The sequence below is a fragment of the Candidatus Halocynthiibacter alkanivorans genome (assembly GCF_003333265.1).
Taxonomy (GTDB): Bacteria; Pseudomonadota; Alphaproteobacteria; order Rhodobacterales; family Rhodobacteraceae; genus Halocyntiibacter_A; species Halocyntiibacter_A alkanivorans.
In genome coordinates this window covers 20253-44828 of sequence record NZ_QOLB01000056.1, presented here as the reverse complement: position 1 = coordinate 44828, position 24576 = coordinate 20253, and the positions used below count along the sequence as shown (strand labels likewise).

The window sequence follows — 24576 nt, the reverse complement described above, 5'->3', positions numbered from 1 at the left end:
TTCCGGTACATCAATGGGTTCTATAACCCTCGACGGCGGCATTCATCGCTTGGTGGAAAAAGCCCCTTGGCCTTCGAACGAAAGGCCGCCTAACATGAGATGAGAGACCGGAACTTTTGCGCGGCAAGTCCATTGCCCACCAATACCAAATTGGTGCCGCTCCTGCCATTGCCGGCGACGGCAGCGCTTCGAAACCGGTGAACGGCTGGTTCGAGCCAAGACCGGCGTTCAACACTCCCGTACAAAATAGCCGGGAGGCCCCGGACAACCGCTTGGGGTATCCGCAGCCCTGCGTAAATTGCCTCCGACACACTTTCCTGGCACGGGATGTAGACGAAAAATGGTTTTGCGATAATCGAAACGAGCAAGGGCTCAGCCCACGAGCTTTGCGGCTTGCATCGAAGCGGGCGCTCATCTGATCAACCCTAAGCGAAAACTCCGAGGCGGAGAGACTGCTGACTGGTTTGAATTTGTGGCAATTCCGGTGAGGCATGTGTGGACCGGGGACCATTGACATAACTCTGTTCATTCCGCAATTTATGGTATGGAAGCAGATTACAGTATCACCGACCGCCTGGCCACGCGCCTGAAGGAAACCCGTAAAAGCAAAGGGTTGAGCCTGGAAGCGATGGCGAAACTGTCAGGGGTTTCGCGCTCAATGCTCTCACAAATCGAACGCGGACAATCCAGCCCGACGGTGGCGACGCTCTGGAGCCTGACCCAGGCGCTGCAGGTCGATTTTGCCGGGCTTCTGGACGATGACAGTGGCGCTGGCACGATCCGGGAAATCATGCGCGCGAACCGGACACCGACCATCGACAGCCAGGGCGAGGGCTGCCGGATACGTATCCTCAGTCCGCCCGGTCAGGCCGGACAGCTGGAAGTGTATGACATCCGGTTTACCAGCGGCGCTTCGCTGATCAGCGAGCCGCACCGGCAAGGCTGCCATGAAGATCTGACGGTGCTGGAGGGCGCGCTTGAAGTCACATCCGGCGATGAGTCCGCGCAGCTCGCGGAGGGCGATACCCTGCGCTATGCGGCGGATTGCACCCATGCGATTCGGGCCGTCGGGGCGCCTGCCAGAGCGCTTCTGATCGTACATAATTCATAAAAATCCATTATATTGGAGGGATAACGCAATATATTGACAAATTTTGCAAAACTGGAATGCTGGTGGGGAAACAAGGAGCGGTTCAATGGAAAACGCCTTTCTCGACCATATCAGCGCGACCCTGTCGGAGATCAAATCGGCGGGTCTGTATAAGACAGAACGCCAGATTGTCTCGGCGCAGGGCGGCCGGATTGATGTGCAGCACCAGGGCAAACGCCACACACGTGTAGTGAACCTTTGCGCCAATAACTACCTTGGCCTGGCCGATCATCCGCGTCTGATTGGTGCGGCTAAAGAGTCCTTTGACACCCATGGCTTTGGGATGGCCAGTGTACGCTTCATTTGCGGTACCCAGGATCAGCACCGTGTGCTGGAACAGCGTCTGGCCGGATTTCTGGCAAAAGACGACGCCATCCTGTTTGCCGCGTGTTTTGACGCCAATGGCGGTCTGTTTGAACCGCTGTTGACGGCAGAGGACGCGATCATCTCCGATGCGCTGAACCATGCTTCGATCATCGACGGCATCCGGCTGTGCAAGGCCCGGCGCTATCGTTACGCAAATTCCAATATGACGGATCTTGAAGCGCAGCTGGTCGACGCCCGTAACGGCGGCGCGCGCTTTATCATGATCGCCACGGATGGTGTGTTTTCGATGGACGGGCATCTGGCAAAACTGCCGGAAATCACCGCATTGGCGCAAAAATACCAGGCCATGGTGATGGTCGATGATTGCCATGCGACGGGGTTCATGGGGCCAGGCGGGCGTGGCACGCCAGCGCATTTTGACGTGGCGGACGGGGTGGATATTCTCACCGGAACACTTGGCAAGGCGCTTGGCGGTTCCATCGGCGGTTATATTGCTGGTCCCCAGACCGTGATTGATCTGTTGCGGCAGCGGGCGCGCCCCTACCTGTTCTCGAACTCTCTGCCGCCGGCGATCGTGGCGGCCGGTCTTGAGGCCATTGATCTTGTTGAAAACAGTGACGATCTGCGCGCCAGACTGTTTGAAAACACGGTGTTCTGGCGCGCCGGGCTGGAAAGGCTGGGGTTTGACCTTCTTCCCGGCGAACATCCGATTGTGCCGGTCATGCTGGGCGAGGCCACGCTGGCGCAGGACATGGCGTCGCAGCTGTTTGAGGAAGGCGTGTTCGTGGCCGGGTTTTTCTTTCCGGTGGTGCCAAAGGGGGCGGCGCGTATCCGCACTCAGATGAACGCTGCCCTGACCCGCGACGATCTTGAATTTTCGCTGGCGGCGTTTGAAAAAGCGGGCAAATCCGTGGGGGCAATCAAATGAGTGACAAGCCGAACGGAATGAAAGCGCTGGTTAAGGCGAAAGCCGAAGAAGGCCTGTGGATGCAACGCGAGCCGGTGCCAGAAATTGGCGCTGATGATGTTCTGATCAAGATCAACAAAACCGGTATTTGTGGCACCGATATCCACATCTGGAACTGGGATGAATGGTCGCGCAAAACCGTGCCTGTGCCATTGATCACCGGTCATGAATTTGCCGGCGAGATTGTTGAGATGGGTAAAAATGTCACCGACCTGTTCATTGGGCAGCGGGTGTCAGGTGAGGGGCATCTGATCGGCATGAAAAGCCGTGCCAGCCGTGCCGGGCGGTTTCACCTGGATCCCGAGACCCGTGGCATAGGGGTCAATGAACCGGGTGCCTTTGCCGAATTTCTGCGCCTGCCTGCCTTCAATGTGGTGCCGTTGCCCGATGACATCAGCGACGATATTGGCGCCATTCTGGACCCGCTGGGCAACGCGGTTCATACTGCGCTTTCCTTCGATCTGATTGGCGAGGATGTGCTGATCACCGGCGCCGGGCCGATCGGAATTATGGCGGCCGCCGTCGCCAAGCATATCGGCGCGCGCCATGTGGTGATCACCGACATCAATCAGGAGCGGCTGGATCTGGCGAAACGCGTCGCCGATGTCACGGCCGTCAACGTTGCCACCACCGACCTGAAACAGGTCTCGACCAGTCTGGGGCTGGTTGAAGGGTTTGATATCGGTCTGGAAATGAGCGGATCGCAGTTGGCGCTGGACCAGATGATTGACGCTATGGTGATGGGCGGGCAAATCGCAATGCTGGGCATACCGCCGGGAAAATCAGCGGTGGACTGGTCGAAAATTGTGCTTAAATCGATCACCATCAAAGGGGTCTATGGCCGCGAGATATTCGAGACCTGGTATAAAATGCTGGCCATGCTGCAAAACGGTCTGGACGTCAGCGCCGTCATTACGCACCGCTTCAGCGTTGATGAGTTTGAAACCGGGTTCGCAGCAATGAAATCCGGGTCCAGCGGCAAAGTCGTGCTGGACTGGACCGGCAATACAGGGGCGGCACAATGAAATATATAAGCACGCGCGGCGCGGCACCGGAGCTGACATTCAAACAGGCGCTTCTGGTTGGTCTTGCCGCGGATGGTGGCCTCTATGTGCCGCAAACCTGGCCCGAATTTTCAGCCAGCGATATCGCGTCTTTCCGCGGCAAACCTTATAGCCATGTCGCTTTTGAGGTCATGCGCCGCTTTGTGGACGGTGAAATCCCTGATGCGGCGCTGAAGGCGATGATTGAGGACGCCTATGACACGTTTCACCACCCTGCGGTGACGCCTCTGGTCCAGACCGGGGCCAATGAATGGCTGCTGGAGCTGTTTCACGGCCCCACCATGGCGTTCAAAGATGTGGCGATGCAAATCCTGGCCCGGCTGATGGATTACGTTTTGCAGGAAAACAACGAGACTCTGACGATTGTCGGCGCGACGTCGGGGGACACCGGCGGCGCGGCTCTGACGGCTTTTTCCGGGCGCAGTAATATCGACATATTCTTTATGTTTCCGCGTGGCCGGGTCTCACCCGTTCAGCAGCGCCAGATGACCACGCTGCGCGCTGACAATACTTATGCCATTGCGATTGAAGGCAGCTTTGACGATTGCCAGAACATGGTGAAAGCCATGTTTGCCAACCATGGGTTTCGCGACAAGGTGCGTCTGTCCGCAGTGAATTCGATAAACTGGGGCCGGATCATGGCGCAGACGGTGTATTATTTCACCGCCGCCGCAAGTTTGGGAGCGCCGGATCGTGCGGTTTCATTTACCGTCCCTACTGGTAACTTTGGCGATGTCTATGCCGGGCATGTGGCGCGTCAGATGGGCTTGCCGATCGAACGGCTTGTCATTGCAACAAATGAGAATGACATTCTGAACCGCGCGCTCAGCGCTGGCCGGTATGAAATGCAAGAGGTCACGCCGACCATCACGCCGTCGATGGATATACAGATTTCGTCGAATTTCGAGAGGTTGTTATTTGAAGCATCCGGGCGGGACACACAGGCGGTAAAGGCTATGATGGATCAGTTGCGCCAGTCCGGGGCCTATGATCTGCCTGAAAATATCCGGTCCTCGGTTACGTCCGGATTTGATGTTGGTACAGCAACAGAAGCTGAAACCATCGCGATGATGAAATCCATGCACAGCGACTGCGCCTATCTTCTTGATCCGCACACGGCGGTTGCATTGCATGTTGCGCGCCAACATTGCTCTGACCAGGCTCCGATGATCACGCTGTCCACGGCAGATCCGGCCAAATTTCCTGCAACGGTTGAAAAAGCCACTGGCGTTCACCCGGCGCTGCCCGTGTGGACGGGCCGCCTGATGGACGATGCCGAGGAATTTACGGTTTTGGAGAACGAGCAGGCCGCAGTCGAAACCTGGATCATGTCGCAAAAATCATAAGGGCGCCGTGCTCAGGGCAGCGATAGCGTGGTAATGGTGGCGGTGCCCGCAGTTTCGCCAGGGTCTGGCGCTGCCACTGGCGAACAGAAAAGGCGTGCAAACCAGCAAACTGCAATTCTGACGACCTTGGCCGCGTACATGCACTTTCGAATTTCAATCTTGCAGCACGCGCTACCTGTCCACTCTGGGATCCGTCGGTGCGGCAGGACTGCCTGTCCGCGCAAGGGGAGGCGGGATCGAACATGTTGCCGGCGATGCCACGTCATGGAAACAAGCCGGTCTGAACGTCAGGATCGACATAACAGTGCTGGGCCCAGCCGTCTGCTGAAGCTTAATTCCGGTTGAAGGCCGACAGGCCGTTTGATGCAATTTTACTGCGATCAGGAATCATACATTCCATGAAAACTGGCGGCAGTGCGCCAGGGCGTCAAAAAACACGGAGGAAGTCTAGTACAACCAGCCGTTTTCTATGGCAGCTAAGAAAGTCGGCCCTCACGGGCTTGCAGATGCCACTATCTTATTGTCTTCGCACGTGATCGACCTGGTGAAAGACCCTGAATGCCGTGAAATATTCCTGGCGGAACGGTGGGCCCGGATTGAGCTGAGGCTGAAAATTGGAACAAGATGTTTTCAAAGCCATCTGTTGTATTGGGCAGCGCAGAAAAACCGTTTTCAGATGCTGCTCTCAACGGGAATTTCCACAACCTGACACAGAAATTTATGCCGCTAAGCCGTTCGGAAGGGAGCCGGAATCAGGTTCGGGCATTGGATGAAATGGACGATGCCGGTGCGTTTCTGGATGGGAGTTCCCAGTCCTTAAGGAAAAAGGGGCGCGTTATTTTCACACAATATTTGGAACTCATCCTGCCTGAAATCACCAGGGGAACTGGCAGCGCTGTGCGGTTGAGTAAAACGCGATGTTACGTAACCCGAAATAGGAGCGCCTGCCGTGCCCGTAAAAAAGCGACAGGCTGACATGCAGGTTTTCAGGCAACCGGGGCGGTATGCCCTGTTCCGGCTCTTCCGGGGCACGGTTCAGAGCGGCTTCCAGAATTCACCTGTCAGTAGTCGGCCTGGTCAATAAGCGGGGTCGGGTCGGCGAAGCGTTCCAGAGCGGCGACATCTGTGAGGTGCACTTTCGAGCCACTGATCTCCACCCCATGCGCTTTCAGCGCCTTAATCGCCCGTGACAGGTTTTCCGGTGTCATGCCCATTGTTGAGGCCAGCTTTTTCTTTTCAACCAGCAGATCAAATTCAGGCGTGTTTCCCGCGCGCCGGTGACAGCGCAGCAGGTAGTTCGCCAGACGTTCGACGGAACTGCGTAGCTTGAGGTTCTTGGTATTCTTGATCACTGCCCGGTAACACTGCGCCATCTCCTGAAGCAGCACATTCGAAAAAGTACCGTCCTGTTTTAACACGTCGCGTACGTTTGAGGAGGGAAGCAGGACAACACTGCTTTTTGACACCGTTCTTGCCGACATCAGATAGGGCGCGTCCCGGATGGTTGCTGCAAGGATAAAAGTGGCAACGGGCTGCAGCGTCACCATCACGGTTTCATGCCCGCTCCAGCCGGCAAAAAGTTCAACACTCCCCTCAATCAGGATGTGCAGAAAATCGGAATTCTCGCCTTCGGTGATCAGATCGCTGCCGGCGGGAAAGCTCATCAGGAACGCACCGTGGATCAGGATCTCAAAACTCTCGTCTGACATGTCCCGGAAAAGATCGAGGGACCGCACTTTTGAAATATCTGATTGCCGCACGACTCACCTGCCTGGTTGAAATTCTTGATGTTTATCAAGCAGGCGGTGAGACCTGGTCAAGGCGCGCGCGGAATAAAGCGCTCCATAGACTGGAATGTTATGGCGTGTCGATCGGACATTTTTCAATAACACATTAATTTAACTGGAAAATTTGCCTTCTTTGATCTCGATCATACCGCAAGGTCGCTGATTTATGCACTTTGTCCCCGAGTTCAATAACTGCCCGATGGGGCACTTGATTTGGAGGCGCACTACATGAATACGCTCGATGGGGTCGGCAAAACAGACCAGTATCGTGCGCTCGGGCTGAGCACTTTTGCCTTTACCGTCTGTTTCGCGGTCTGGACGATCTTCTCAATCATTGGCGTTAAAATCAAAGGCGAGCTGGGGCTTTCTGACACCCAGTTCGGGCTGCTTGTCGCGACACCTGTGTTGACGGGATCAATCAGCCGGATTTTTCTGGGCGTCTGGACTGAACAGTTCGGCGGTCGCATCATCTTCCCGCTGCAGATGCTGATCACCTCCGTGGCGGTCTGGCTGCTGACTTCGGTTCAGACTTATGAGGTGTTCTTGCTGGCGGCGCTCGGGCTCGGGCTGGCCGGTGGTTCTTTCATCGTCGGCGTGTCCTATACGTCCCGCTGGTTTGAAAAAGAACACCAGGGCACTGCTCTCGGCATTTTTGGCGCTGGCAACGTGGGCGCCGCGGTTACCAACTTTGCAGCGCCGTTTCTGGTGGTTGCTGTGGGTTGGGAAGGCACCGCGCGAATCTATGCAATCGTGCTGGCAGTCACTGCAGTGCTGTTTTATGTCTTTGCGAAGACTGACCCGGTGCATGTGGCACGCAAACGCTCCGGCGCGCGTCCGGTCTCGGCCAAACAACAGCTTGAGCCCTTGAAGGATCTTCGGGTCTGGCGCTTTGCGACCTATTACTTCTTTGTTTTTGGCGCCTTTGTCGCCCTGGCCTCTTTCCTGCCGCGCTACTATGTCGGTGCTTACGGGCTGGAGCTGACCACAGCCGGCGTTTTTGCCGGGCTCTATTCCCTGCCGGGCTCGGTGTTTCGTGCCCTTGGTGGCTGGATGTCGGACCGGATGGGCGCGCGCCGGGTCATGTATCTGACCTTCGTCATCTCGCTCGTGATCCTGTTCCTGATGAGCTATCCGCAAACCAGTTATTCGGTCGCCGGCATCAAAGGCCCGATTACCTTTAATTTCGGTCTCTCGGTTGGTGCTTTTGTCAGCCTGACAGTTGTTCTGGGCTTTGTCATGAGCCTGGGCAAAGCTGCGGTCTACAAACACATACCAGTCTACTACCCGCATCACGTCGGCTCAGTCGGCGGTCTGGTGGGCATGATCGGGGGGCTGGGTGGTTTCTTCCTGCCGATCTCCTTTGGCATGCTGCTGGATTACACCGGCGTCTGGACCGCACCGTTCATGCTTTTGTTCGTGCTGGTCGCGGTCTCCACGATCTGGATGCATCTCGCAATCCGCCGGATGGAGCGCGCACGTCACCCTGCACTGATCGACGAAAAGTATCTCTCAGATGTGCCGGATGCACCGCTTGGCAAACCAACACCTGAAACGTCACCGGCCCGGGCCACCTCCCAGCCGGCGCAATAAATCCGTCCTTCTGCCGGCCCGTCGCAGACGGGCCGGCCCCCGAAACACTTTGATAGCAAATCCGTCCAAAAGGAGGATCCCATGGCGATCACTGATATGAACAATGGTCAGTCCGGCCACGTATTAACAGGCTGGCGGCCCGAAGACCCGGCGTTCTGGGACAGCAAAGGCAAAGCCATTGCCCGGCGCAATCTCTGGATCTCGATCCCCAACCTGTTGCTGGCCTTTTCGGTCTGGATGGTGTGGTCGGTAGTGGTCGCCAAGCTGCCAGCCATCGGCTTTGATTTCACCGTCGCCGAGCGCTTCTGGCTGGCGTCACTGCCAGGCCTTTCGGGCGCGACGCTGCGCATTTTCTACAGCTTCATGGTGCCGGTCTTTGGCGGGCGCAAATGGACCGCGCTTGCGACCGCGTCTTTGCTTTTGCCAGCGCTTGGTATTGGCTTTGCGGTGCAGGATCCGGACACATCATACACCACATTCCTGGTCCTGGCCCTGATGTGCGGGTTTGGCGGCGGTAACTTTGCCAGTTCCATGGCCAATATCGCCTATTTCTACCCCAAAGCGAGCAAAGGCAATGCGTTGGCGATGAATGCCGGACTTGGCAATCTGGGCGTATCGGTGATGCAGTTCCTGGTCCCGATTGTAATCACCATGGGCGTGTTTGGTGCGCTTGGCGGCGAACCTCAGCAGTTGAGTGATGGCGGCCAGCTCTTTATTCAGAACGCCGGATTTATCTGGGTGCCTTTCCTGATCATCAGTGCGCTTGCCGCCTGGTTTGGCATGAATGACATTGCGGATGCCAAGGCGTCGTTCCGCGACCAGGCGATCATTTTCAGCCGCAAACACAACTGGATCATGTGCATTCTTTACACCGGCACCTTTGGCAGCTTCATTGGCTATGCCGCTGGTTTCCCACTGTTGATGAAAATTCAGTTCCCCGAAGTGAACGTGCTGTCCTACGCCTTTCTTGGTCCTCTTGTCGGCGCACTGAGCCGCGCCGGCACCGGCTGGATTTCTGACAAATGGGGCGGCGGCCGGGTCACCTTCTGGACTTTTATCGGCATGATCTTTGCTGTCATCGGCGTGCTGCAGTTCCTGCCTCTGGGCGGCAGTGAAGGCAACTTCTGGGGTTTCTTTGCCAGCTTTATGGCGCTGTTCTTCCTCACTGGGGTTGGCAATGCGTCTACATTCCAGATGATCCCTGCGATCATGGCGCAACAGGTGCCGGTTCTGATGCCCGCGCTGGCGGGTGATGCTCTGCGCAAGCAGGTTGAGCGCGAAAGCGCCGCCATCATCGCTTTCACCAGTGCGATCGCGGCCTATGGCGCGTTCTTCATCCCCAAATCTTACGGCACATCCATCGCAATGACCGGCGGGCCAGCTGCGGCGCTGTGGGCCTTTGCCGGGTTCTACGCGCTCTGCGTGCTGATCACCTGGATCTTCTACAGCCGCAAGAACGCACCGGTACCGTGCTGATCAAAAAAGTTTCGCGCGGCGACACCGTTTGCCGCGCCACCGCATTCAAGGAGCGAACACTATGAGCCACTTGCTGGACAGATTGAATTTCCTGCAGTCCAAAGAGCTGGAACAGTTCTCGGACGGGCATGGACAGGTCACCCGTGAAAACCGCGACTGGGAAGATACCTACCGCAACCGCTGGCGCCACGACAAGATTGTGCGCTCGACCCATGGTGTAAACTGCACCGGTTCCTGCAGCTGGAAGATTTACGTCAAATCAGGCATCGTCACCTGGGAAACACAACAGACCGATTACCCGCGTACGCGTCCGGATCTGCCCAACCATGAGCCACGTGGCTGTGCCCGCGGCGCCAGCTACAGCTGGTATCTCTATTCCGCCAACCGGGTGAAAAACCCGTTGATCCGTGGCCGGTTGCTGAAGGCCTGGCGCAAGATGCGCAAGACTATGACGCCGATCGAAGCGTGGACCAGCCTGCAACAGGATCCGATCCTGCGCGCCTCCTATGTGGAGATCCGCGGCAAAGGCGGGTTTGTGCGCGCCAGCTGGGATGAATCCACCGAAATCATCGCCGCCGCCAACGCATATACCGCCAAAACATACGGGCCCGACCGGGTCTTTGGTTTCTCGCCCATTCCCGCAATGTCGATGGTCAGCTATGCCGCCGGGTCGCGCTACCTCAGCCTGCTGGGCGGGGTCTGCATGTCGTTCTATGACTGGTATTGCGACCTGCCACCGGCGTCTCCCCAGACCTGGGGCGAGCAGACCGACGTTCCCGAGAGTGCCGACTGGTACAATGCCGGCTTCCTGCTGCTCTGGGGCTCAAACGTGCCACAGACCCGCACACCAGACGCGCATTTTTATACCGAAGCGCGCTATCGTGGTGCCAAGTCTGCCGTCATTTGTCCGGATTATTCCGAGGCGGCAAAATTTGGTGACATCTGGCTGGCGCCCAAACAAGGTACTGACAGCGCACTGGCAATGGCCATGGGCCATGTGATCCTGCGCGAATTTCACCTGGACCGTCAGGCGGAATATTTCGAGGACTACTGCCGTAAATATTCCGACATGCCGATGCTGGTGCGTCTCGATGAAAAAGACGGAAAACTGGTGCCGGGACGCTTCCTGCGCGCCGATGAGTTCAGCGACGACCTGGGGGAATCCAACAACCCCGACTGGAAGGTCACCGCGATCAATTCCAACACAGGTGACATAGTTGCACCCAACGGATCAGTCGGTTTCCGCTGGGGCGAGGGCGGTGGATGGAACCTGGAAGAGCGGGCAGGGGACGATGCCACCAGCCTGCAGATGACGCTGATCGATGAGGCGGACCGCGACGAGGTTGTGGCTGTCGATTTTCCCTATTTCGGTGGTCAGGCCACTGAACACTTCGTCAAATGCGAACACCCCGACGTTCTGACCAAAAACGTGCCGGTGAAAACGCTGCAACTTCCGGAAGGCGAAGTCCGCGTTGCAACCGTGTTTGATCTGTTCTGCGCCAACTACGGTCTGGACCGTGGTCTGGGCGGCGACTGGGTTACCAGCGACTATGACGAGGACATTCCCTACAGCCCGGCCTGGGCGGAAAAGATCACTGGCGTTAAACGCGATGCAATCATCACTGTTGCGCGTGAATTCGCGCTGAATGCCGAAAAGACCAAAGGCAAATCGATGGTGATCCTGGGGGCCGGCCTCAACCACTGGTACCACATGGATATGAACTACCGCGGCATCATCAATATGCTGGTGATGTGCGGCTGTATCGGTCAGTCCGGCGGTGGCTGGAGCCACTATGTGGGCCAGGAGAAACTGCGCCCCCAAACCGGTTGGCAGCCGTTGGCCTTCGCGCTGGACTGGAGCAAACCGCCGCGCCATATGAACGCGACGTCTGCCTGGTATGCCCACACCGATCAGTGGCGCTATGAAACCCTGCGCGCTGATGAAATCCTGTCACCCACCGCGCCCGAGGGCGATTGGGACGCCAGCATGATCGACTTTAACATCCGCGCTGAACGCATGGGCTGGTTGCCATCGGCACCGCAGCTGAAAACCAACCCGTTTGAGGTTGCCAAAGCGGCAAAAGCGGCAGGGCAGGACATCCCGGCCTATGTCGCCGGGCAGCTTAAATCCGGTGATTTGGAAATGTCCTGCGAAGATCCGGATGCACCCGAAAACTGGCCGCGCAACCTGTTCATCTGGCGCTCCAACCTGCTGGGCTCTTCCGGCAAGGGCCACGAATACTTCCTCAAACACCTGCTGGGCACCGACCACGGTGTGCTGGGACGTGATCTTGGCGAAGAAGGCGGCACCATGCCCAAAGAAGCCAAGTGGCACAAGGACGCGCCACGCGGCAAACTGGACCTGCTGGTGACCATCGATTTCCGCATGTCCACCACCTGCGTTTATTCTGATATCGTGCTGCCAACCGCCAGCTGGTATGAAAAGAACGACCTGAACACCAGTGACATGCATCCGTTCATCCACCCGCTTCAGGCGGCGGTGGACCCGGCCTATGAAAGCAAATCCGACTGGGAAATTTTCAAATCCATTGCGAAGAAATTCCAGGAAGTGGCGCCGGAAATCCTTGGCAAGGAAACCGATATCGTTGCGCTGCCGATCCTGCATGACACCCCTGCAGAAATCGCGCAGGACCAGGTGCGGGACTGGAAGAAAGGCGAATGTGATCTGATTCCGGGCAAAACCGCGCCAAACTTCATCGAAGTGGAACGCGATTACACCGCACTGTACGACCGGTTTGTTGCACTCGGGCCGCTGCTGGAGAAGGCCGGAAATGGCGGCAAAGGCATTGCCTGGGACACCAAACACGAAGTGCAGCTCCTGCGTGAACTGAACGGCACCTGGGACGAAGGCGCGGCGGAAGGCTGTGCAAAAATTGACACCGACATCGACGCGACTGAGGTCATTCTGATGCTTGCACCGGAAACCAATGGTGAGGTTGCTGTGAAGGCCTGGAATGCGCTCAGCGAAATCACCGGGCGCGAGCATGCCCATCTGGCGCTGTCAAAAGCCGATGAAAAGATCCGTTTCCGTGACATTGCTGCCCAGCCGCGCAAAATCATCTCCTCACCAACCTGGTCGGGCATTGAAAGCGAGGAGGTCTGTTACAACGCTGGTTATACCAACGTGCATGAATTGATCCCGTGGCGCACCCTGACCGGTCGTCAGCAGCTTTATCAGGATCACCTGTGGATGCGCGCCTTTGGCGAAGGGTTCTGCGTCTACCGCCCTCCGGTAGATCTGAAGACCATCACCAGGGATGTGAACACAGATGCGCGTGACGGTAATCCGCACCTGGTGCTGAACTTCATCACCCCGCATCAGAAATGGGGCATCCATTCGACCTATTCCGACAACTTGCTGATGCTGACGCTGAACCGCGGCGGCCCGGTGGTCTGGCTGTCTGAAATCGACGCTGCCAAAGCCGGGATTGTCGATAATGACTGGGTCGAAGCCTATAACGTCAACGGGGCACTGACCGCCCGTGCCGTGGTGTCACAGCGCATGAAAGAAGGCACGATCTTCATGTATCACGCGCAGGAAAAAATCGTGAACACACCGGGATCGGAAAAAACCGGCCTGCGTGGCGGTATCCACAACTCGGTCACCCGGACCACGCTGAAACCCACCCATATGATCGGTGGTTATGCCCAGCTGTCTTACGGGTTCAACTACTACGGAACCGTCGGCAGCAACCGCGACGAATTCGTCATTGTCAGAAAAATGCGCAAGGTCGACTGGCTCGATCAACCGGCAGATACACAGGAGACAGCAGAATGAGAATTCGTGCGCAAATCGGAATGGTACTCAACCTCGACAAATGTATCGGGTGCCACACCTGTTCCGTGACCTGTAAAAACGTCTGGACCAGCCGGGAAGGTGTTGAATACGCCTGGTTCAACAATGTCGAAACCAAACCCGGTGTTGGTTATCCGAAAAACTGGGAAGACCAGAGCCAGTGGAATGGCGGCTGGGAACGCACCAAATCGGGTAAGTTGCAGCCCAAACAGGGCGCGAAATGGCGCATTCTGGCGAATATCTTTGGCAATCCGGACCTGCCCGAGATTGACGATTATTACGAACCCTTCACCTTTGATTACGACCATCTGAAATCGGCGCCGGAAATGAAGGCGTTTCCGACGGCGCGGCCGCGTTCGCTGATCACCGGCGAGCGGATGGAGAAAATCGAAACGGGTCCGAACTGGGAAGAAATTCTCGGCGGTGAATTCTCCAAACGCTCAAAGGATTACAACTTTGAGGGCATTCAGAAGGAGATCTACGGCGAGTACGAAAACACTTTCATGATGTACCTGCCGCGGCTCTGTGAACATTGTCTCAACCCGACGTGTGCTGCCGCCTGTCCGTCGGGTGCGATCTACAAACGCGAAGAAGACGGCATCGTGCTGATCGACCAGGAAAAATGCCGTGGCTGGCGCATGTGTGTCTCCGGCTGCCCCTATAAAAAGGTCTATTACAACTGGGACACCGGCAAATCCGAGAAATGCACTTTCTGTTATCCGCGTATTGAAAGTGGCAACCCCACCGTGTGTTCGGAAACCTGTGTCGGCCGCATCCGTTATCTGGGTGTGATGCTCTATGACGCCGACAAGATCGAAGCGGCGGCCAATGCACCGGATGAGAAAGACCTCTATCAGGCACAGCTTGACCTGTTCCTCGATCCCAATGATCCCGAAGTTCAGGCCGCTGCCCGCGCCGATGGCATTCCGGACGACTGGGTTGAAGCGGCGAAAAATTCGCCGGTGTGGAAAATGGCGATGGACTGGAAAATCGCCTTCCCGCTGCACCCGGAATACCGGACGCTGCCAATGGTGTGGTACGTGCCACCGCTGTCGCCGATCCAGAACGCGGCGGAGGCTGGTCACATTGGTCATGACGGTGAAATGCCCGATGTGCGCTCGCTGCGCATTCCGGTCAAATACCTCGCCAATATGCTGACAGCAGGGGACGAAGAACCCGTAGTGAGCGCGCTGGAACGTATGCTGGCGATGCGCGCCTATATGCGGTCCAAAACCATCGACGGCGTCATTGACGAAGGCATCGCCGCACGCGTTGGACTGTCAGGGCGCACCATCGAGGACATGTATAAAATCATGGCGCTGGCCGATTACGAAGATCGGTTTGTGATCCCCACAACCCATCGTGAAACGGTTGAAGAAGCCTATGACCTGCGCGGCGGCTGCGGCTTTACCGACGGCAACGGCTGTTCCCCGGGCATCAGCGAAGGTTCGATGTTTGGCGGCAAGAAGAAAAAGAAAACCCTCATCCTGCCTTCGGAGGCGTTCTGATGTTGATGACACTCAAATGCATTTCAGCCCTGCTGAGCTACCCGTCTGAAGATCTGCAGGCCGCCATCAGCGACATCCGCTCGGCACTGCGTTCCGAGGGCTTGCTGGACCAAACGGCGCAAAGCAACCTCGAGCCACTTCTTGAGTGGCTCGGGAGCACAGATCTTTATGAGCAGCAGGAAAGCTTTGTTCATCTCTTTGACCGCTCCCGCACCCTGTCGCTGAACCTGTTTGAACACGTGCATGGCGAAAGCCGTGACCGGGGTGGCGCAATGGTCGATCTGGTCGAAACCTACCGTGATGGGGGATTTGAGCCCGCCACAAGCGAATTGCCGGATCACCTGCCGGTGTTGCTGGAGTTTCTCGCCACCCGACCGCTTGCGGAGGCCAAAGAGACCCTGGCGGATGCAGCGCATATTTTTGAGGTGCTTCAAACCCGGCTTGAGCGGCGCAAAAGCAAGTATGCGGCCGTGTTCGCGGGCCTGCTGTTGTTGTCCGGGCTCTCTGACAATGACGAAGTGATCACCAGGATGTTGAGTGAAGAGGATGACAATCCGGACGATCTTGATGCATTGGACGCGGTCTGGGAAGAAGCCCAGGTTGCCTTTGGTCCGGACCCGGACGCTGGCTGCCCTCAGGTTCGCGACATGCTGGCCAGTATGGACACCCCCGTTAACCCCGCGCCGGTCTCGCCGGCCCGGGCTTTGTGAAGGAGTTTCAGATGAACAACTTTCTTTTCGGGATTTATCCCTACATCGCAATCAGCGTGATGATAATTGGCTCAATCGCGCGCTATGAGCGGGATCCGTTCACGTGGAAATCCTCTTCAAGTCAGCTTTTGCGTCGCAAACAGCTGATTTTGGGCTCTGTCCTGTTTCATGTCGGCGTGCTGGTGATTTTTTTCGGCCACCTGATAGGTCTGCTGACCCCGATCAGCCTGTTTCACTTTCTTGGCGTCAGCAATGAGTTCAAACAAACGCTCGCTGTGATTGCCGGAGGGATCGCCGGGGTGATGGCGCTGACCGGTGGCGGCATATTGTTTCACCGCCGCTGGACTGATCCGCGGATCCGCAAGACTTCGAGCTTTGCAGATATTGCCATCCTGGCTCTGCTGCTGGCGCAGTTGGTGCTGGGTGTCGGCACGATCTTTATCTCGGTTCAGCATCTGGACGGCGGTGAAATGGTCAAGTTTATGGCCTGGGCGCAGGGGATCCTTACGTTCCAGAGCGGGGCTGCTGATCAGGTCGCGGAAGTGGCGCTGATTTTCAAATTGCACCTGGTTCTGGGGCTGACGATCTTCCTGGTGTTCCCCTTCACACGCCTGGTTCACATGCTGTCGGTGCCGCTGCGCTATCTGACTCGGCCTGGCTATCAGGTGGTGCGCTCGCGCCGGCAGACAGCTTTGCCCAAACGCGGCAATACAATCGCGCCGGCCACCAAGAAAGCGGTCCGGACCCGGCCCGTTAAACCAACCACAAAACCCGCGGAGTGACAGAGATGAACAAACCGCTTTTCCCCGATATTGTCGTCAATGGTGAACCGATAACCCAGGTTGCCATTGCTTCTGAGGCGCAGAACCATGCTGCGCCAAAAGGCAAACCTGGCCTTGCCTGGCGTAAAGCAGCGCGGGCGCTGGTTATGCGCAGCCTGCTGTTGCAGGAAGCAAAGCGCGTGAACCAGCAGGCCGAGCCAAAGGAACTCTCACCCGGCAAGGTCGAAACCCCGGAGGAGGCAGTAATACGCGCGCTGCTGGAGGCCCGCGTGGAGGTTGAACCGCCCCGGGAGCAGGCCGTGCGCAAAGCCTATGACGCCGCACCAAACCGCTTCCGGGCGCCTTCGCTTTATGAACCGGCGCATATTCTGTTTGCTGCCGACCCCGCAGATGCAGCCGCACGCTCAGACGCTTTGAAACGGGCGCAGGCTGTGCTTGAAGTGCTGAAGACGCAACCGGATCGCTTTGCGTCTCTCGCGCGCAACGAAAGCGACTGCCCGTCGCGGGATGCGGGCGGGCAATTGGGGCAGATATCTCCGGGCGACACCGTGCCTGAATTTGAAGCCGCACTTGAAAAGCTGAACCCAGGCGAACTTGCGCTTGAGCCGGTCGAAAGCCGCTATGGTATTCACATCCTGCGTCTGGACGCCAAGGCAACTGGGGAATTGCTGCCCTTTGAGGCGGTGCAGGGTCAGATTGTTGAAATGCTTGAAAAAGTCGCCTGGGCGCGTGGCGCCCGTCACTTTGGCGACGAACTTGTCGCGCGGGCTGAAATCAGCGGAATTGACATGGGAAAGTTTCCTGCATCCTGACCCTGGAATACTGAATGCTGCATACGCCCAAATCAATAATCTCACGTCCGGCGCGTCCGGGCGTTACCCTGAGCCTCACGCCGGAGAAAACTTTCATGTTGTCTGATCTGCTTGCCAGAAACGCTGCCTGGTCTGAAGAGCGCACCCGCGCGGCACCTGAGTATTTCGCCCGTCTTGCCACCCGGCAGTCACCGGAATATTTCTGGATCGGCTGCTCTGACAGCCGGGTGCCGGCCAATGTCGTGGCGGGTCTTGATCCGGGAGAAGTCTTTGTCCACCGCAACGTGGCAAATGTGATCCATTCGTCTGACATGAACCTGCTCAGCGCGCTTGAATTTGCTGTCGACGCGTTGGCAGTGCGGGAAATTGTCGTCTGTGGCCATTACGGCTGCGGCGGCATCAAAGCGGCGACGGAAAACCTGCCACACGGGCTGGCCGATCACTGGCTCGAACCCATCCGCAGGCTGGAACGCCAATATGCAATCGATCTCAGCCAATGCGCCGATACCGAATCCCATCGCGATAAACTAGCGGAGTTTAATGTGGTTGAAGGCGTACGCCGGGTTTGCGAGACGCCCATTCTGCAACGGGCATGGGCAAACGGGCGCAGCATTGCGGTGCATGGGCTGATTTACGGGCTGAAAGATGGCTTGTTGCGCAACCTTGAATGCACCGTGACGGGTGGGCATTCCGGTGTGGGAGACATGAAATGACAATTTCCCAACCGATTTCAACATCTCAATGCGGATGTGACCGTGCAGACGTCAAAGCAGGGCTGTGGCCGGTTGACGCGGCTCTTGCCCATGGAATTTCGCTTGTTGTGCCGGTCTCGGAAACAGAGGTCGTGAAACTCCGTGACGCGCCCGGCAGGATCCTGGCCGGGGATCTCTGCGCCACTGATCTTGCGCCACGGTTTGACAATTCCGCCATGGATGGTTTTGCCGTCCGGACTGCTCTGCTTGCAGAAACCGGCCCGTGGATTGTGGCCCTCGGTGGCCGCATTGCCGCAGGGGATCCGGACGCTGATATTGATCCGCAGGCTGCCGCTGTTCAGATCTTCACTGGCGCTCGTATTCCCGGGGGGTTTGACGCTGTCATCATGCAGGAGGAAGTGGTGCGCAGGGGGGCAGAGATATCCTTTTCAAAGCCGGTTCAACCTTGGCTGAACATCCGCAGGGCGGGCGAGGAATACGCCAGGGGTGAAACGCTGATCCGTGCCGGTACCACGCTTGGTCCAGTGCAGATCGCCTGTGCCGCTGCCGCCGGTGCCGGCAGTCTTTCGGTGCGCCGCAGGGTGAAAGTGGTGTTGCTTGTCTCCGGAAAAGAGTTGAAAACCGCGGGTGGGCCGCTCACCGGGTCCGAGATATCAGATGTGAACACACCGATGATGGAGGCGGCGCTGCGCGATCCTTCTGTCGAGCTGATTGCCCGCCTGCGGATATCTGACGATTGCGCAGAAATGGCGGCGACGCTCCGGCGGTTTGCAGCGACTGCGGATATCATTGTCGCCACCGGCGGTGCTTCGGTCGGGGAAGAGGACCATCTTAAGGCCGCCATCAAAGTCGCGGGCGGGCAGGTGGCCCTGTCGGGCGTCGCGATCAAACCCGGCAAACCTTTTACCCTGGCGACCATTGACCGGGCCGTGCTGATTGGACTTCCTGGCAACCCGGTTTCCGCATTTGTCACCTGGAATGTACTGGGCGGTCCCATGCTGGACCATCTGACTGCCAGAACACCCAAGGCACGCGCGGGCCGCCACGTCAAAGCGGATCATGCTTTGCAGCACCGGCCGGGCCGCTGCGAATATCGCCCGGCAAAGATTGTTGGCTATGACGCTGGTGGCACCGAGCGTGTGTCCGTGGCACAGGCCAGCCATTCCGCGCGGATTACGTCAGTTTTGAATGCTGACGGGTTGATCCGCATACCGTCCTTTGTGGACCAGATCGCCGCCGGGGATCTGCTAGAATTCATTCCCTTTCAGGGCAAATAAACAACCAATAACGTGAGGATCCAATGGATATCGCATATATCACCACAACAGAGCAGGGCAAAACAGACACGGTTCTTGCTGAGGTTGCCGGCTTGCTTGCTCTGCGGGGGCTGCAGTTGGCCGGCGTCGTGCAGACCAATTCTGACAGCCCGGATTGCCGCGGTTGCGACATGGATGTACGGGTTTTGCCAGACGGTCCTACCATCCGAATTTCGCAATCTCTGGGCAAAGAGGCGCGCGGCTGCAAGCTGGATCCCTCAGCGCTGGAAGAGGCGGTGGTTGAAGTGCAGTCCCGTCTCAATGCGGACAGCGCGCTGCTAATCCTTAATAAATTCGGCAAACACGAAGCCGACGGGCGTGGATTTCGCGATCTGATTGCCGAGGCTTTGTCATTGGGATTGCCGGTTGTCACCGCCGTCAACCAAATGAACGAGGCCGCGTTTCTGGAGTTCTCCGGAGGGCTGGCGATAAAATTGCCAACCAGCGCGGCTGCGATTGTCGACTGGGCCACAGATAAAATTGCCGGACGATCCACAGCCGCATAAGCGCAGGCAAGCCCAGTACCGTCTGCCTGCCATGCCGCCATTGGCAGGCAGAGTTGAGATTGGCGCAGGTTTATCCCTGCCGGACGGTGGTTTTGCGCCTGACCGGGGAAGTGTGCAAAGCTAAGGGGGCGTTCAAATCGGGTAAACAGACGGCGCGGCACTGAGCGGCTTATCTCACATAGCTGAGATCCCGGCCTGGACCTGTGGTGAACGCGTCAGGAGCCTGTTCGCGCGAACCGGCTGCCAACTGAACATTTGGCAGCCAGACCACGGGCAGCGCGTAGGCATATTAACCCTGAGAGCTTTTCAGCTCAGATCAGCCAAGCTGCTGGCTGCGCGCTTTGGCGGCTGCGACAGCGCGCTCCAGCAGGTTGTTGAAGCCGTGGCGCTCGTCCATCAGCACTTCCAGCGCAGCGGCGGTGGTGCCATTGGGCGAGGTCACGTTCTGGCGCAACTGACCAGGGGTTTCGTCGCTTTGCAGCGCCATGGCACCGGCACCTGAAACTGTGGCCTGGGCGAGCTCAAGCGCGATATCCGCGGCAAGCCCGTGTTTTTCGCCTGCCGCCGCCAGTGCTTCGACAAGATGAAAAACATAGGCCGGGCCGGAGCCGGACACCGCAGTGACCGCGTCCATCTGGGACTCCTCCTGCAAGATCACGACGCGCCCGACGGCCTGCATCAACTGCTTTGACAAAGCCAGGTCCCGGCTGGACACATGTTCATTGGCCACAAGCGCGGTGATACCCTGTCCGATTGCGGCCGGGGTGTTTGGCATCGCCCGCACCACCGGTGTGAGCCCACCAAGGCAGGTCTGCAGAGTGGCCAGGCTGGTGCCCGCCGCCACCGAAAGGAATACAGTGCGCCCGTTGCCCAGGTCTGCAATCTGAGGTGCCGCATCGACCACGATCTGCGGTTTTACCGCCAGAACACAGATCGCTGTGTCAGGTCGCATGTCCTGATTGAGCCTGAGCCCGGAGGCCTGTAACCCCGCCAACCAGTCAGAGGGGCGCGGATCAATCACTGTGATGGCGGTCGGGGACAGCCCGGCGGCGAGCCAGCCGCGCAGCAGAGCGGAGCCCATATTACCACAGCCCACCAGGCCAAGCCCATTTTCATTTACGCTCTGAAAGTCCATTTGCTTCTCTCTGTCTGATCAGGTGCCGGGCAACAGGCGCGGGTCATCCAGTTCAAGCGGATAACGGCGCGGCACCAACCCGGCCTGGAACCAGGTCACCAGCGTTTCAATCGAATAGACCGGCACGCCCGTCAGCCGGCGGATATCTGCGGCATAGGGCACCATATTGGTGCATTCCAGCACGATGGCGCCGATATTGTCATAGCTCGTCACCAGGTCATTCGCGGCGTCGAGCAGGTCGAGCCGGCAGTCAGCGAAATTTATCTCGGGCCGATCCCCCAGTACGTCGCGGGTAAAACACCGCCCGCTATCGGTGCCGACAACAGGGACATCGTCCGTCACACCTGCGGCGCGAAGGTGTTCCGCTGTCAGTGTTTCTTTGGATATGGTGATGACACCTACTTGTTTGCCAGAAGGCAGCATTGCCTGCACAAACGGGATCTGCATCAGCGATGAGGTGGCCACCGGCACGCCCAGCGCATCTTTGATCTGGTCCTGTATCAGGGCAAGAAAGCCGCAATTGGTGGTGATGCCATCACAGCCCATGCTGACCAGATCGCGCCCGGCTTTGATGAAATCCTCCACCAGCTTGCGGGGGTCATCGCGCACGACATTGTCAGGCGTGGCACCGCGCACCACCCGGTAATGTACTGGAAACGGCCAGGTTGTTGCATTGCCAATGTCGCCTGGAATGCGCGGGAACTGTGTTTCCAGCATCAGGATGCCGACGGAGGCGCCAAAGACGGTTTTGCCGCCGCTAAATTGTGTCATGAGCTGGCCTTTCGGGGTTCAGGGGTTAGTCAGTCGCTAGGCACATAAAGCTGGGAATAGGCGATGCGCACCGCGTCGGTGGCTTCTTCGCGCCTTCGCTCAATATGGCTGCGCATTGCGGCAACTGCTGCGTCACCGTCGCGCCGTTCAACGGCTGCCAGAATGATCCGGTGCGCCGACAATTGTGCGGCTTCGCTGGCGACAATAGGCGCGCTGCTGCGCAGGCTTTTCAAATCCACCAGCCGCACATAACGAATTCGGTCGTTCAGATTGTTCAACATCAGGACAAGTTCAGAATTTTGCGACAGACGGGCGAGATCCATATGGAATTTTTCATCCATGCCCAAAAGTTCCATCGGGTCGTCGCAGGTCTGGTAATGGGGCTCAGACGCGTCGAGATAGGAGACCAGTAGCGCAATCTCGTCGTCAGTAGCACGTTCTACACAACGGCGCAGGGCCTCACATTCAATCGCCACACGCGCTTCATACAGGTCCATGATCCGGTTGGGGCTGAGCGAGCGGCAGAAAAAACCCCGCCCGTTCTGAAACGTCAGGAACCCTTCGGCAACCAGGCGGTTAAGCGCTTCGCGAACCGGGGTGCGGCTGGCTTCCAACTTTGTGGCCAGGCTGCTTTCGTTGATGCGCTCATCCGGCTTGAACTCGAAATTGGCCGCCATCTGACGGCACGCGTTATAGATGCGGTCAACGTTGCTTTCCTGTTTCGCCATTGTGTTCTCTCCGCCAGGGGTCAGTGTTTCGCCCCTGCTACCATGCTGCAAGGGTAAATATAAATGGCTGTTGACATGAATGCAAGACTGAATAATAAGCTGTATACAGTTTGGTGCACGACTGGAAATTCCAGGTGTACCGTCCAAATCGACTGAAACCCATGGAGGGGCGATCAGGTGGCGAACGAAATGAATGGCGCAGAAGCTATGGTGCGGATGCTGGAAGCACACGGTGTTCAGCATATATTTGGCTTGTGTGGCGACACCACGCTTCCGTTTTATGATGCGATGCTGCAACTGGATCACAAGATGACCCATGTGCTGACACGGGATGAGCGCAGTGCAACCTATATGGCAGATGCGTATTCCCGGGTGACCGGGCGGGTCGGGGTTGCCGAGGGCCCTTCTGGTGGCGGCGCGACTTATCTGCTGCCCGGGCTGATTGAAGCGTCTGAAAGCTCCTATGCGGTTCTGGGCATCACCACCGATATTTCGGTGTCTTCCTATGGCAAATATCCCCTGACCGAAGTGGATCAGGAAGCCCTGATGCGGCCGCTGACCAAATGGAACACGGTGATCAAACAAGCTGAGCATATCCCGCGCATGGTCCGCACAGCCTTCCGGGCGATGACCACTGGCCGATCCGGCGCAGCGCATCTTGGTCTGCCTTATGACATTCAATACGACTCGGTTGATCCGTCTGACGTCTGGGCGGATGACGCGCATTCCAGCTATCCGGCCTATCCCGTGGCGCCTCAGCCCGGCGCGGCAGAGGCCGCTGTCGATGCAATTCTCTCCGCCAAAAACCCACTGATCGTCTGTGGCGGTGGTGTGGTGATTGCCTGTGCGATGGAGGAGTTGGACCGGCTGGCCACGCGGCTGGATATACCTGTTGCGACGTCGATATCGGGGCAGGGCTCGCTGGCGGAAACCCATCCCAACTGTCTTGGCGTTGTTGGCTCAAACGGCGGCACCGATCAGACCTGGGAAATGATGGAAGCGGCCGATCTGGTGATCTTTATGGGCGCGCGTGCGGGCTCTACCACCACATCCCGCTGGGAAGCGCCGGCCCCGGGAACCCGGATCGTGCATTTTGACTGTGACCCGATGGTGATTGGCGCGAACTACCGCACCGAAGTCGGCGTTGTCGGTGATCTGCGTCTGTCGCTTGCTGCGGTGAATGCTGTCCTGGACGCGCGCGACCAGGGCGCTGACAGTTTTGGTGGCGCAGCGGCGATCGCTGACATCAAGAAGCGCAAATTTGAGATCTTCAACAAACTGGCCCAGAGTAACGAAGCACCGATCCGCCCCGAGCGGATAATTGACGCGATGATGAAAGTCTTGCCGTTGGATGCGACCATTGTGTCCGATCCGGGCACCAGTTGCCCTTATTATTCGGCCTACTACCAGCAGTCACAACCGGGGCGCTACTTCATCACCAACCGCGCTCACGGCGCTTTGGGTTATTCCATGTCTGCCGCGCTTGGTGCCTGGTATGGCCGCCCTTCCAGTAAAGTTGTGGCGATGATGGGCGACGGGTCTTTCGGATTTACAGTCGGAGAGCTGGAAACCGTCTGCCGTGCGCGGGCGCCGATCACCTATATCGTGTTCTCAAACGCGACCTTTGGCTGGATCAAAGCCAGCCAGTACGCGGACAAAGGCGCGCGCTATTATAACGTTGATTTTACAGCGACCGACCAGGCCAGAATTGCCGCCGCCTATGGGGTGAAATCGTGGCGGGTCGAAAACCCGGAAGATCTCGAACGGGTGCTGAAAGAGGCCATCGAACATGACGGTCCGACACTGGTGGATGTGGTGTGCCAGGCCCTTGAAGAAAGCAATGCCCCCGTCCGGCGCTGGATGGGATAAGAAAATGGCGCTGCAGATAAACATCACTGATCCGGATATCCGGCCTCTGCGGTTTCCGCAGATCGCCGGGTGCCGGCACAGGTCCGGAACAGCGGCGCAATGGGTTGAAATCCTGGCGCGTGCCGCACAAGGGGAAATTTTGCCCAGGCCCGGGCTTGGCATGTGCGCGGAATTCGGCAAACCTGACTCTAATACAATACCG

General features: G+C 57.7%; 19 protein-coding genes. 15 read left to right on the top strand and 4 right to left on the bottom strand.

Features of this window, described 5'->3' with window-relative positions; translation table 11 throughout:
• The first annotated feature begins 544 nt into the window (after positions 1–544).
• The 4 genes from DWA01_RS05040 (at position 545) to thrC (ending at position 4854) form a co-directional block, all read left to right on the top strand.
• Positions 545–1111, top strand: coding sequence for a helix-turn-helix domain-containing protein (locus DWA01_RS05040; RefSeq protein WP_114284697.1), 567 nt, complete (start codon positions 545–547; stop codon positions 1109–1111).
• An 85-nt stretch (positions 1112–1196) separates the two neighbouring features.
• Positions 1197–2405, top strand: a complete 1209-nt coding sequence (locus tag DWA01_RS05035; protein ID WP_114284696.1) for a glycine C-acetyltransferase — start codon at positions 1197–1199, stop codon at positions 2403–2405.
• Positions 2402–3469: an L-threonine 3-dehydrogenase gene (gene tdh / locus DWA01_RS05030; protein ID WP_235008425.1), complete on the top strand. Its 1068-nt coding sequence runs from the start codon at positions 2402–2404 to the stop codon at positions 3467–3469. Before DWA01_RS05035 ends, tdh begins: the two co-directional genes overlap by 4 nt.
• The gene (thrC, locus tag DWA01_RS05025; protein WP_114284695.1) at positions 3466–4854 is read left to right on the top strand and encodes a threonine synthase; all 1389 of its coding nucleotides are present in this window, start codon (positions 3466–3468) and stop codon (positions 4852–4854) included. The genes tdh and thrC overlap by 4 nt, the downstream gene beginning before the upstream one ends.
• 1061 nt (positions 4855–5915) lie before the next feature.
• Here the strand turns inward: thrC and DWA01_RS05015 are convergent.
• On the bottom strand, positions 5916–6614 hold the full coding sequence (locus DWA01_RS05015) for a cyclic nucleotide-binding domain-containing protein (protein ID WP_114284693.1): 699 nt from the start codon (positions 6612–6614) through the stop codon (positions 5916–5918).
• Between the two features lie 255 nt (positions 6615–6869).
• Between DWA01_RS05015 and DWA01_RS05010 the strand changes: the two genes are divergently transcribed.
• From DWA01_RS05010 to DWA01_RS04965, 10 genes are all read left to right on the top strand, one after another.
• The gene (locus DWA01_RS05010; protein WP_114284692.1) at positions 6870–8231 is read left to right on the top strand and encodes an MFS transporter; all 1362 of its coding nucleotides are present in this window, start codon (positions 6870–6872) and stop codon (positions 8229–8231) included.
• 81 nt (positions 8232–8312) lie between these two features.
• Positions 8313–9707, top strand: coding sequence for a NarK family nitrate/nitrite MFS transporter (locus DWA01_RS05005; protein ID WP_200832505.1), 1395 nt, complete (start codon positions 8313–8315; stop codon positions 9705–9707).
• 61 nt (positions 9708–9768) lie between these two features.
• On the top strand, positions 9769–13506 hold the full coding sequence (locus DWA01_RS05000) for a nitrate reductase subunit alpha (RefSeq protein WP_114284691.1): 3738 nt from the start codon (positions 9769–9771) through the stop codon (positions 13504–13506).
• Positions 13503–15032, top strand: coding sequence for a nitrate reductase subunit beta (narH, locus tag DWA01_RS04995; protein ID WP_114284690.1), 1530 nt, complete (start codon positions 13503–13505; stop codon positions 15030–15032). Before DWA01_RS05000 ends, narH begins: the two co-directional genes overlap by 4 nt.
• The gene (narJ, locus tag DWA01_RS04990; protein WP_114284689.1) at positions 15032–15742 is read left to right on the top strand and encodes a nitrate reductase molybdenum cofactor assembly chaperone; all 711 of its coding nucleotides are present in this window, start codon (positions 15032–15034) and stop codon (positions 15740–15742) included. The genes narH and narJ overlap by 1 nt, the downstream gene beginning before the upstream one ends.
• Positions 15743–15753: 11 nt before the next feature.
• On the top strand, positions 15754–16524 hold the full coding sequence (narI, locus tag DWA01_RS04985) for a respiratory nitrate reductase subunit gamma (RefSeq protein ID WP_114284688.1): 771 nt from the start codon (positions 15754–15756) through the stop codon (positions 16522–16524).
• A gap of 5 nt (positions 16525–16529) precedes the next feature.
• The gene (locus tag DWA01_RS04980; RefSeq protein WP_114284687.1) at positions 16530–17336 is read left to right on the top strand and encodes a peptidylprolyl isomerase; all 807 of its coding nucleotides are present in this window, start codon (positions 16530–16532) and stop codon (positions 17334–17336) included.
• A gap of 14 nt (positions 17337–17350) precedes the next feature.
• Positions 17351–18049: a carbonic anhydrase gene (locus DWA01_RS04975; RefSeq protein WP_235008423.1), complete on the top strand. Its 699-nt coding sequence runs from the start codon at positions 17351–17353 to the stop codon at positions 18047–18049.
• Positions 18046–19326, top strand: coding sequence for a molybdopterin molybdotransferase MoeA (locus tag DWA01_RS04970; RefSeq protein ID WP_160115961.1), 1281 nt, complete (start codon positions 18046–18048; stop codon positions 19324–19326). The genes DWA01_RS04975 and DWA01_RS04970 overlap by 4 nt, the downstream gene beginning before the upstream one ends.
• Before the next feature lie 23 nt (positions 19327–19349).
• Complete coding sequence (locus DWA01_RS04965; protein WP_114284684.1) at positions 19350–19871, top strand: DUF2478 domain-containing protein; 522 nt, start codon at positions 19350–19352, stop codon at positions 19869–19871.
• 316 nt (positions 19872–20187) lie between these two features.
• Here the strand turns inward: DWA01_RS04965 and proC are convergent, their stop codons facing one another.
• From proC to DWA01_RS04950, 3 genes are read right to left on the bottom strand one after another with little or no spacing between them, the layout of a single operon-like run.
• On the bottom strand, positions 20188–21006 hold the full coding sequence (proC, locus tag DWA01_RS04960; RefSeq protein WP_114284683.1) for a pyrroline-5-carboxylate reductase: 819 nt from the start codon (positions 21004–21006) through the stop codon (positions 20188–20190).
• Between the two features lie 18 nt (positions 21007–21024).
• On the bottom strand, positions 21025–21777 hold the full coding sequence (locus tag DWA01_RS04955) for an aspartate/glutamate racemase family protein (protein ID WP_114284682.1): 753 nt from the start codon (positions 21775–21777) through the stop codon (positions 21025–21027).
• A 29-nt stretch (positions 21778–21806) separates the two neighbouring features.
• Positions 21807–22505, bottom strand: coding sequence for a GntR family transcriptional regulator (locus tag DWA01_RS04950; protein WP_114284681.1), 699 nt, complete (start codon positions 22503–22505; stop codon positions 21807–21809).
• 177 nt (positions 22506–22682) lie between these two features.
• Here DWA01_RS04950 and DWA01_RS04945 point away from each other — a divergent pair, with 177 nt between their 5' ends.
• Complete coding sequence (locus DWA01_RS04945; RefSeq protein WP_114284680.1) at positions 22683–24374, top strand: thiamine pyrophosphate-binding protein; 1692 nt, start codon at positions 22683–22685, stop codon at positions 24372–24374.
• The last annotated feature ends 202 nt before the right edge of the window (positions 24375–24576 follow it).

What these genes read in the sequence shown, in the direction of transcription:
- DWA01_RS05040 (WP_114284697.1), top strand. Translation starts at nt 545, where the DNA reads ATGGAAGCAGATTACAGTATCACCGACCGCCTGGCCACGCGCCTGAAG.
- narH (WP_114284690.1), top strand. Translation starts at nt 13,503, where the DNA reads ATGAGAATTCGTGCGCAAATCGGAATGGTACTCAACCTCGACAAATGT.
- DWA01_RS04950 (WP_114284681.1), bottom strand. Translation starts at nt 22,505, where the DNA reads ATGGCGAAACAGGAAAGCAACGTTGACCGCATCTATAACGCGTGCCGT.
- DWA01_RS04955 (WP_114284682.1), bottom strand. Translation starts at nt 21,777, where the DNA reads ATGACACAATTTAGCGGCGGCAAAACCGTCTTTGGCGCCTCCGTCGGC.
- proC (WP_114284683.1), bottom strand. Translation starts at nt 21,006, where the DNA reads ATGGACTTTCAGAGCGTAAATGAAAATGGGCTTGGCCTGGTGGGCTGT.
- narI (WP_114284688.1), top strand. Translation starts at nt 15,754, where the DNA reads ATGAACAACTTTCTTTTCGGGATTTATCCCTACATCGCAATCAGCGTG.
- DWA01_RS05000 (WP_114284691.1), top strand. Translation starts at nt 9,769, where the DNA reads ATGAGCCACTTGCTGGACAGATTGAATTTCCTGCAGTCCAAAGAGCTG.
- DWA01_RS05010 (WP_114284692.1), top strand. Translation starts at nt 6,870, where the DNA reads ATGAATACGCTCGATGGGGTCGGCAAAACAGACCAGTATCGTGCGCTC.
- DWA01_RS04980 (WP_114284687.1), top strand. Translation starts at nt 16,530, where the DNA reads ATGAACAAACCGCTTTTCCCCGATATTGTCGTCAATGGTGAACCGATA.
- narJ (WP_114284689.1), top strand. Translation starts at nt 15,032, where the DNA reads ATGTTGATGACACTCAAATGCATTTCAGCCCTGCTGAGCTACCCGTCT.
- DWA01_RS04970 (WP_160115961.1), top strand. Translation starts at nt 18,046, where the DNA reads ATGACAATTTCCCAACCGATTTCAACATCTCAATGCGGATGTGACCGT.
- DWA01_RS04975 (WP_235008423.1), top strand. Translation starts at nt 17,351, where the DNA reads ATGCTGCATACGCCCAAATCAATAATCTCACGTCCGGCGCGTCCGGGC.
- tdh (WP_235008425.1), top strand. Translation starts at nt 2,402, where the DNA reads ATGAGTGACAAGCCGAACGGAATGAAAGCGCTGGTTAAGGCGAAAGCC.
- DWA01_RS05005 (WP_200832505.1), top strand. Translation starts at nt 8,313, where the DNA reads ATGGCGATCACTGATATGAACAATGGTCAGTCCGGCCACGTATTAACA.
- DWA01_RS04965 (WP_114284684.1), top strand. Translation starts at nt 19,350, where the DNA reads ATGGATATCGCATATATCACCACAACAGAGCAGGGCAAAACAGACACG.
- thrC (WP_114284695.1), top strand. Translation starts at nt 3,466, where the DNA reads ATGAAATATATAAGCACGCGCGGCGCGGCACCGGAGCTGACATTCAAA.
- DWA01_RS05035 (WP_114284696.1), top strand. Translation starts at nt 1,197, where the DNA reads ATGGAAAACGCCTTTCTCGACCATATCAGCGCGACCCTGTCGGAGATC.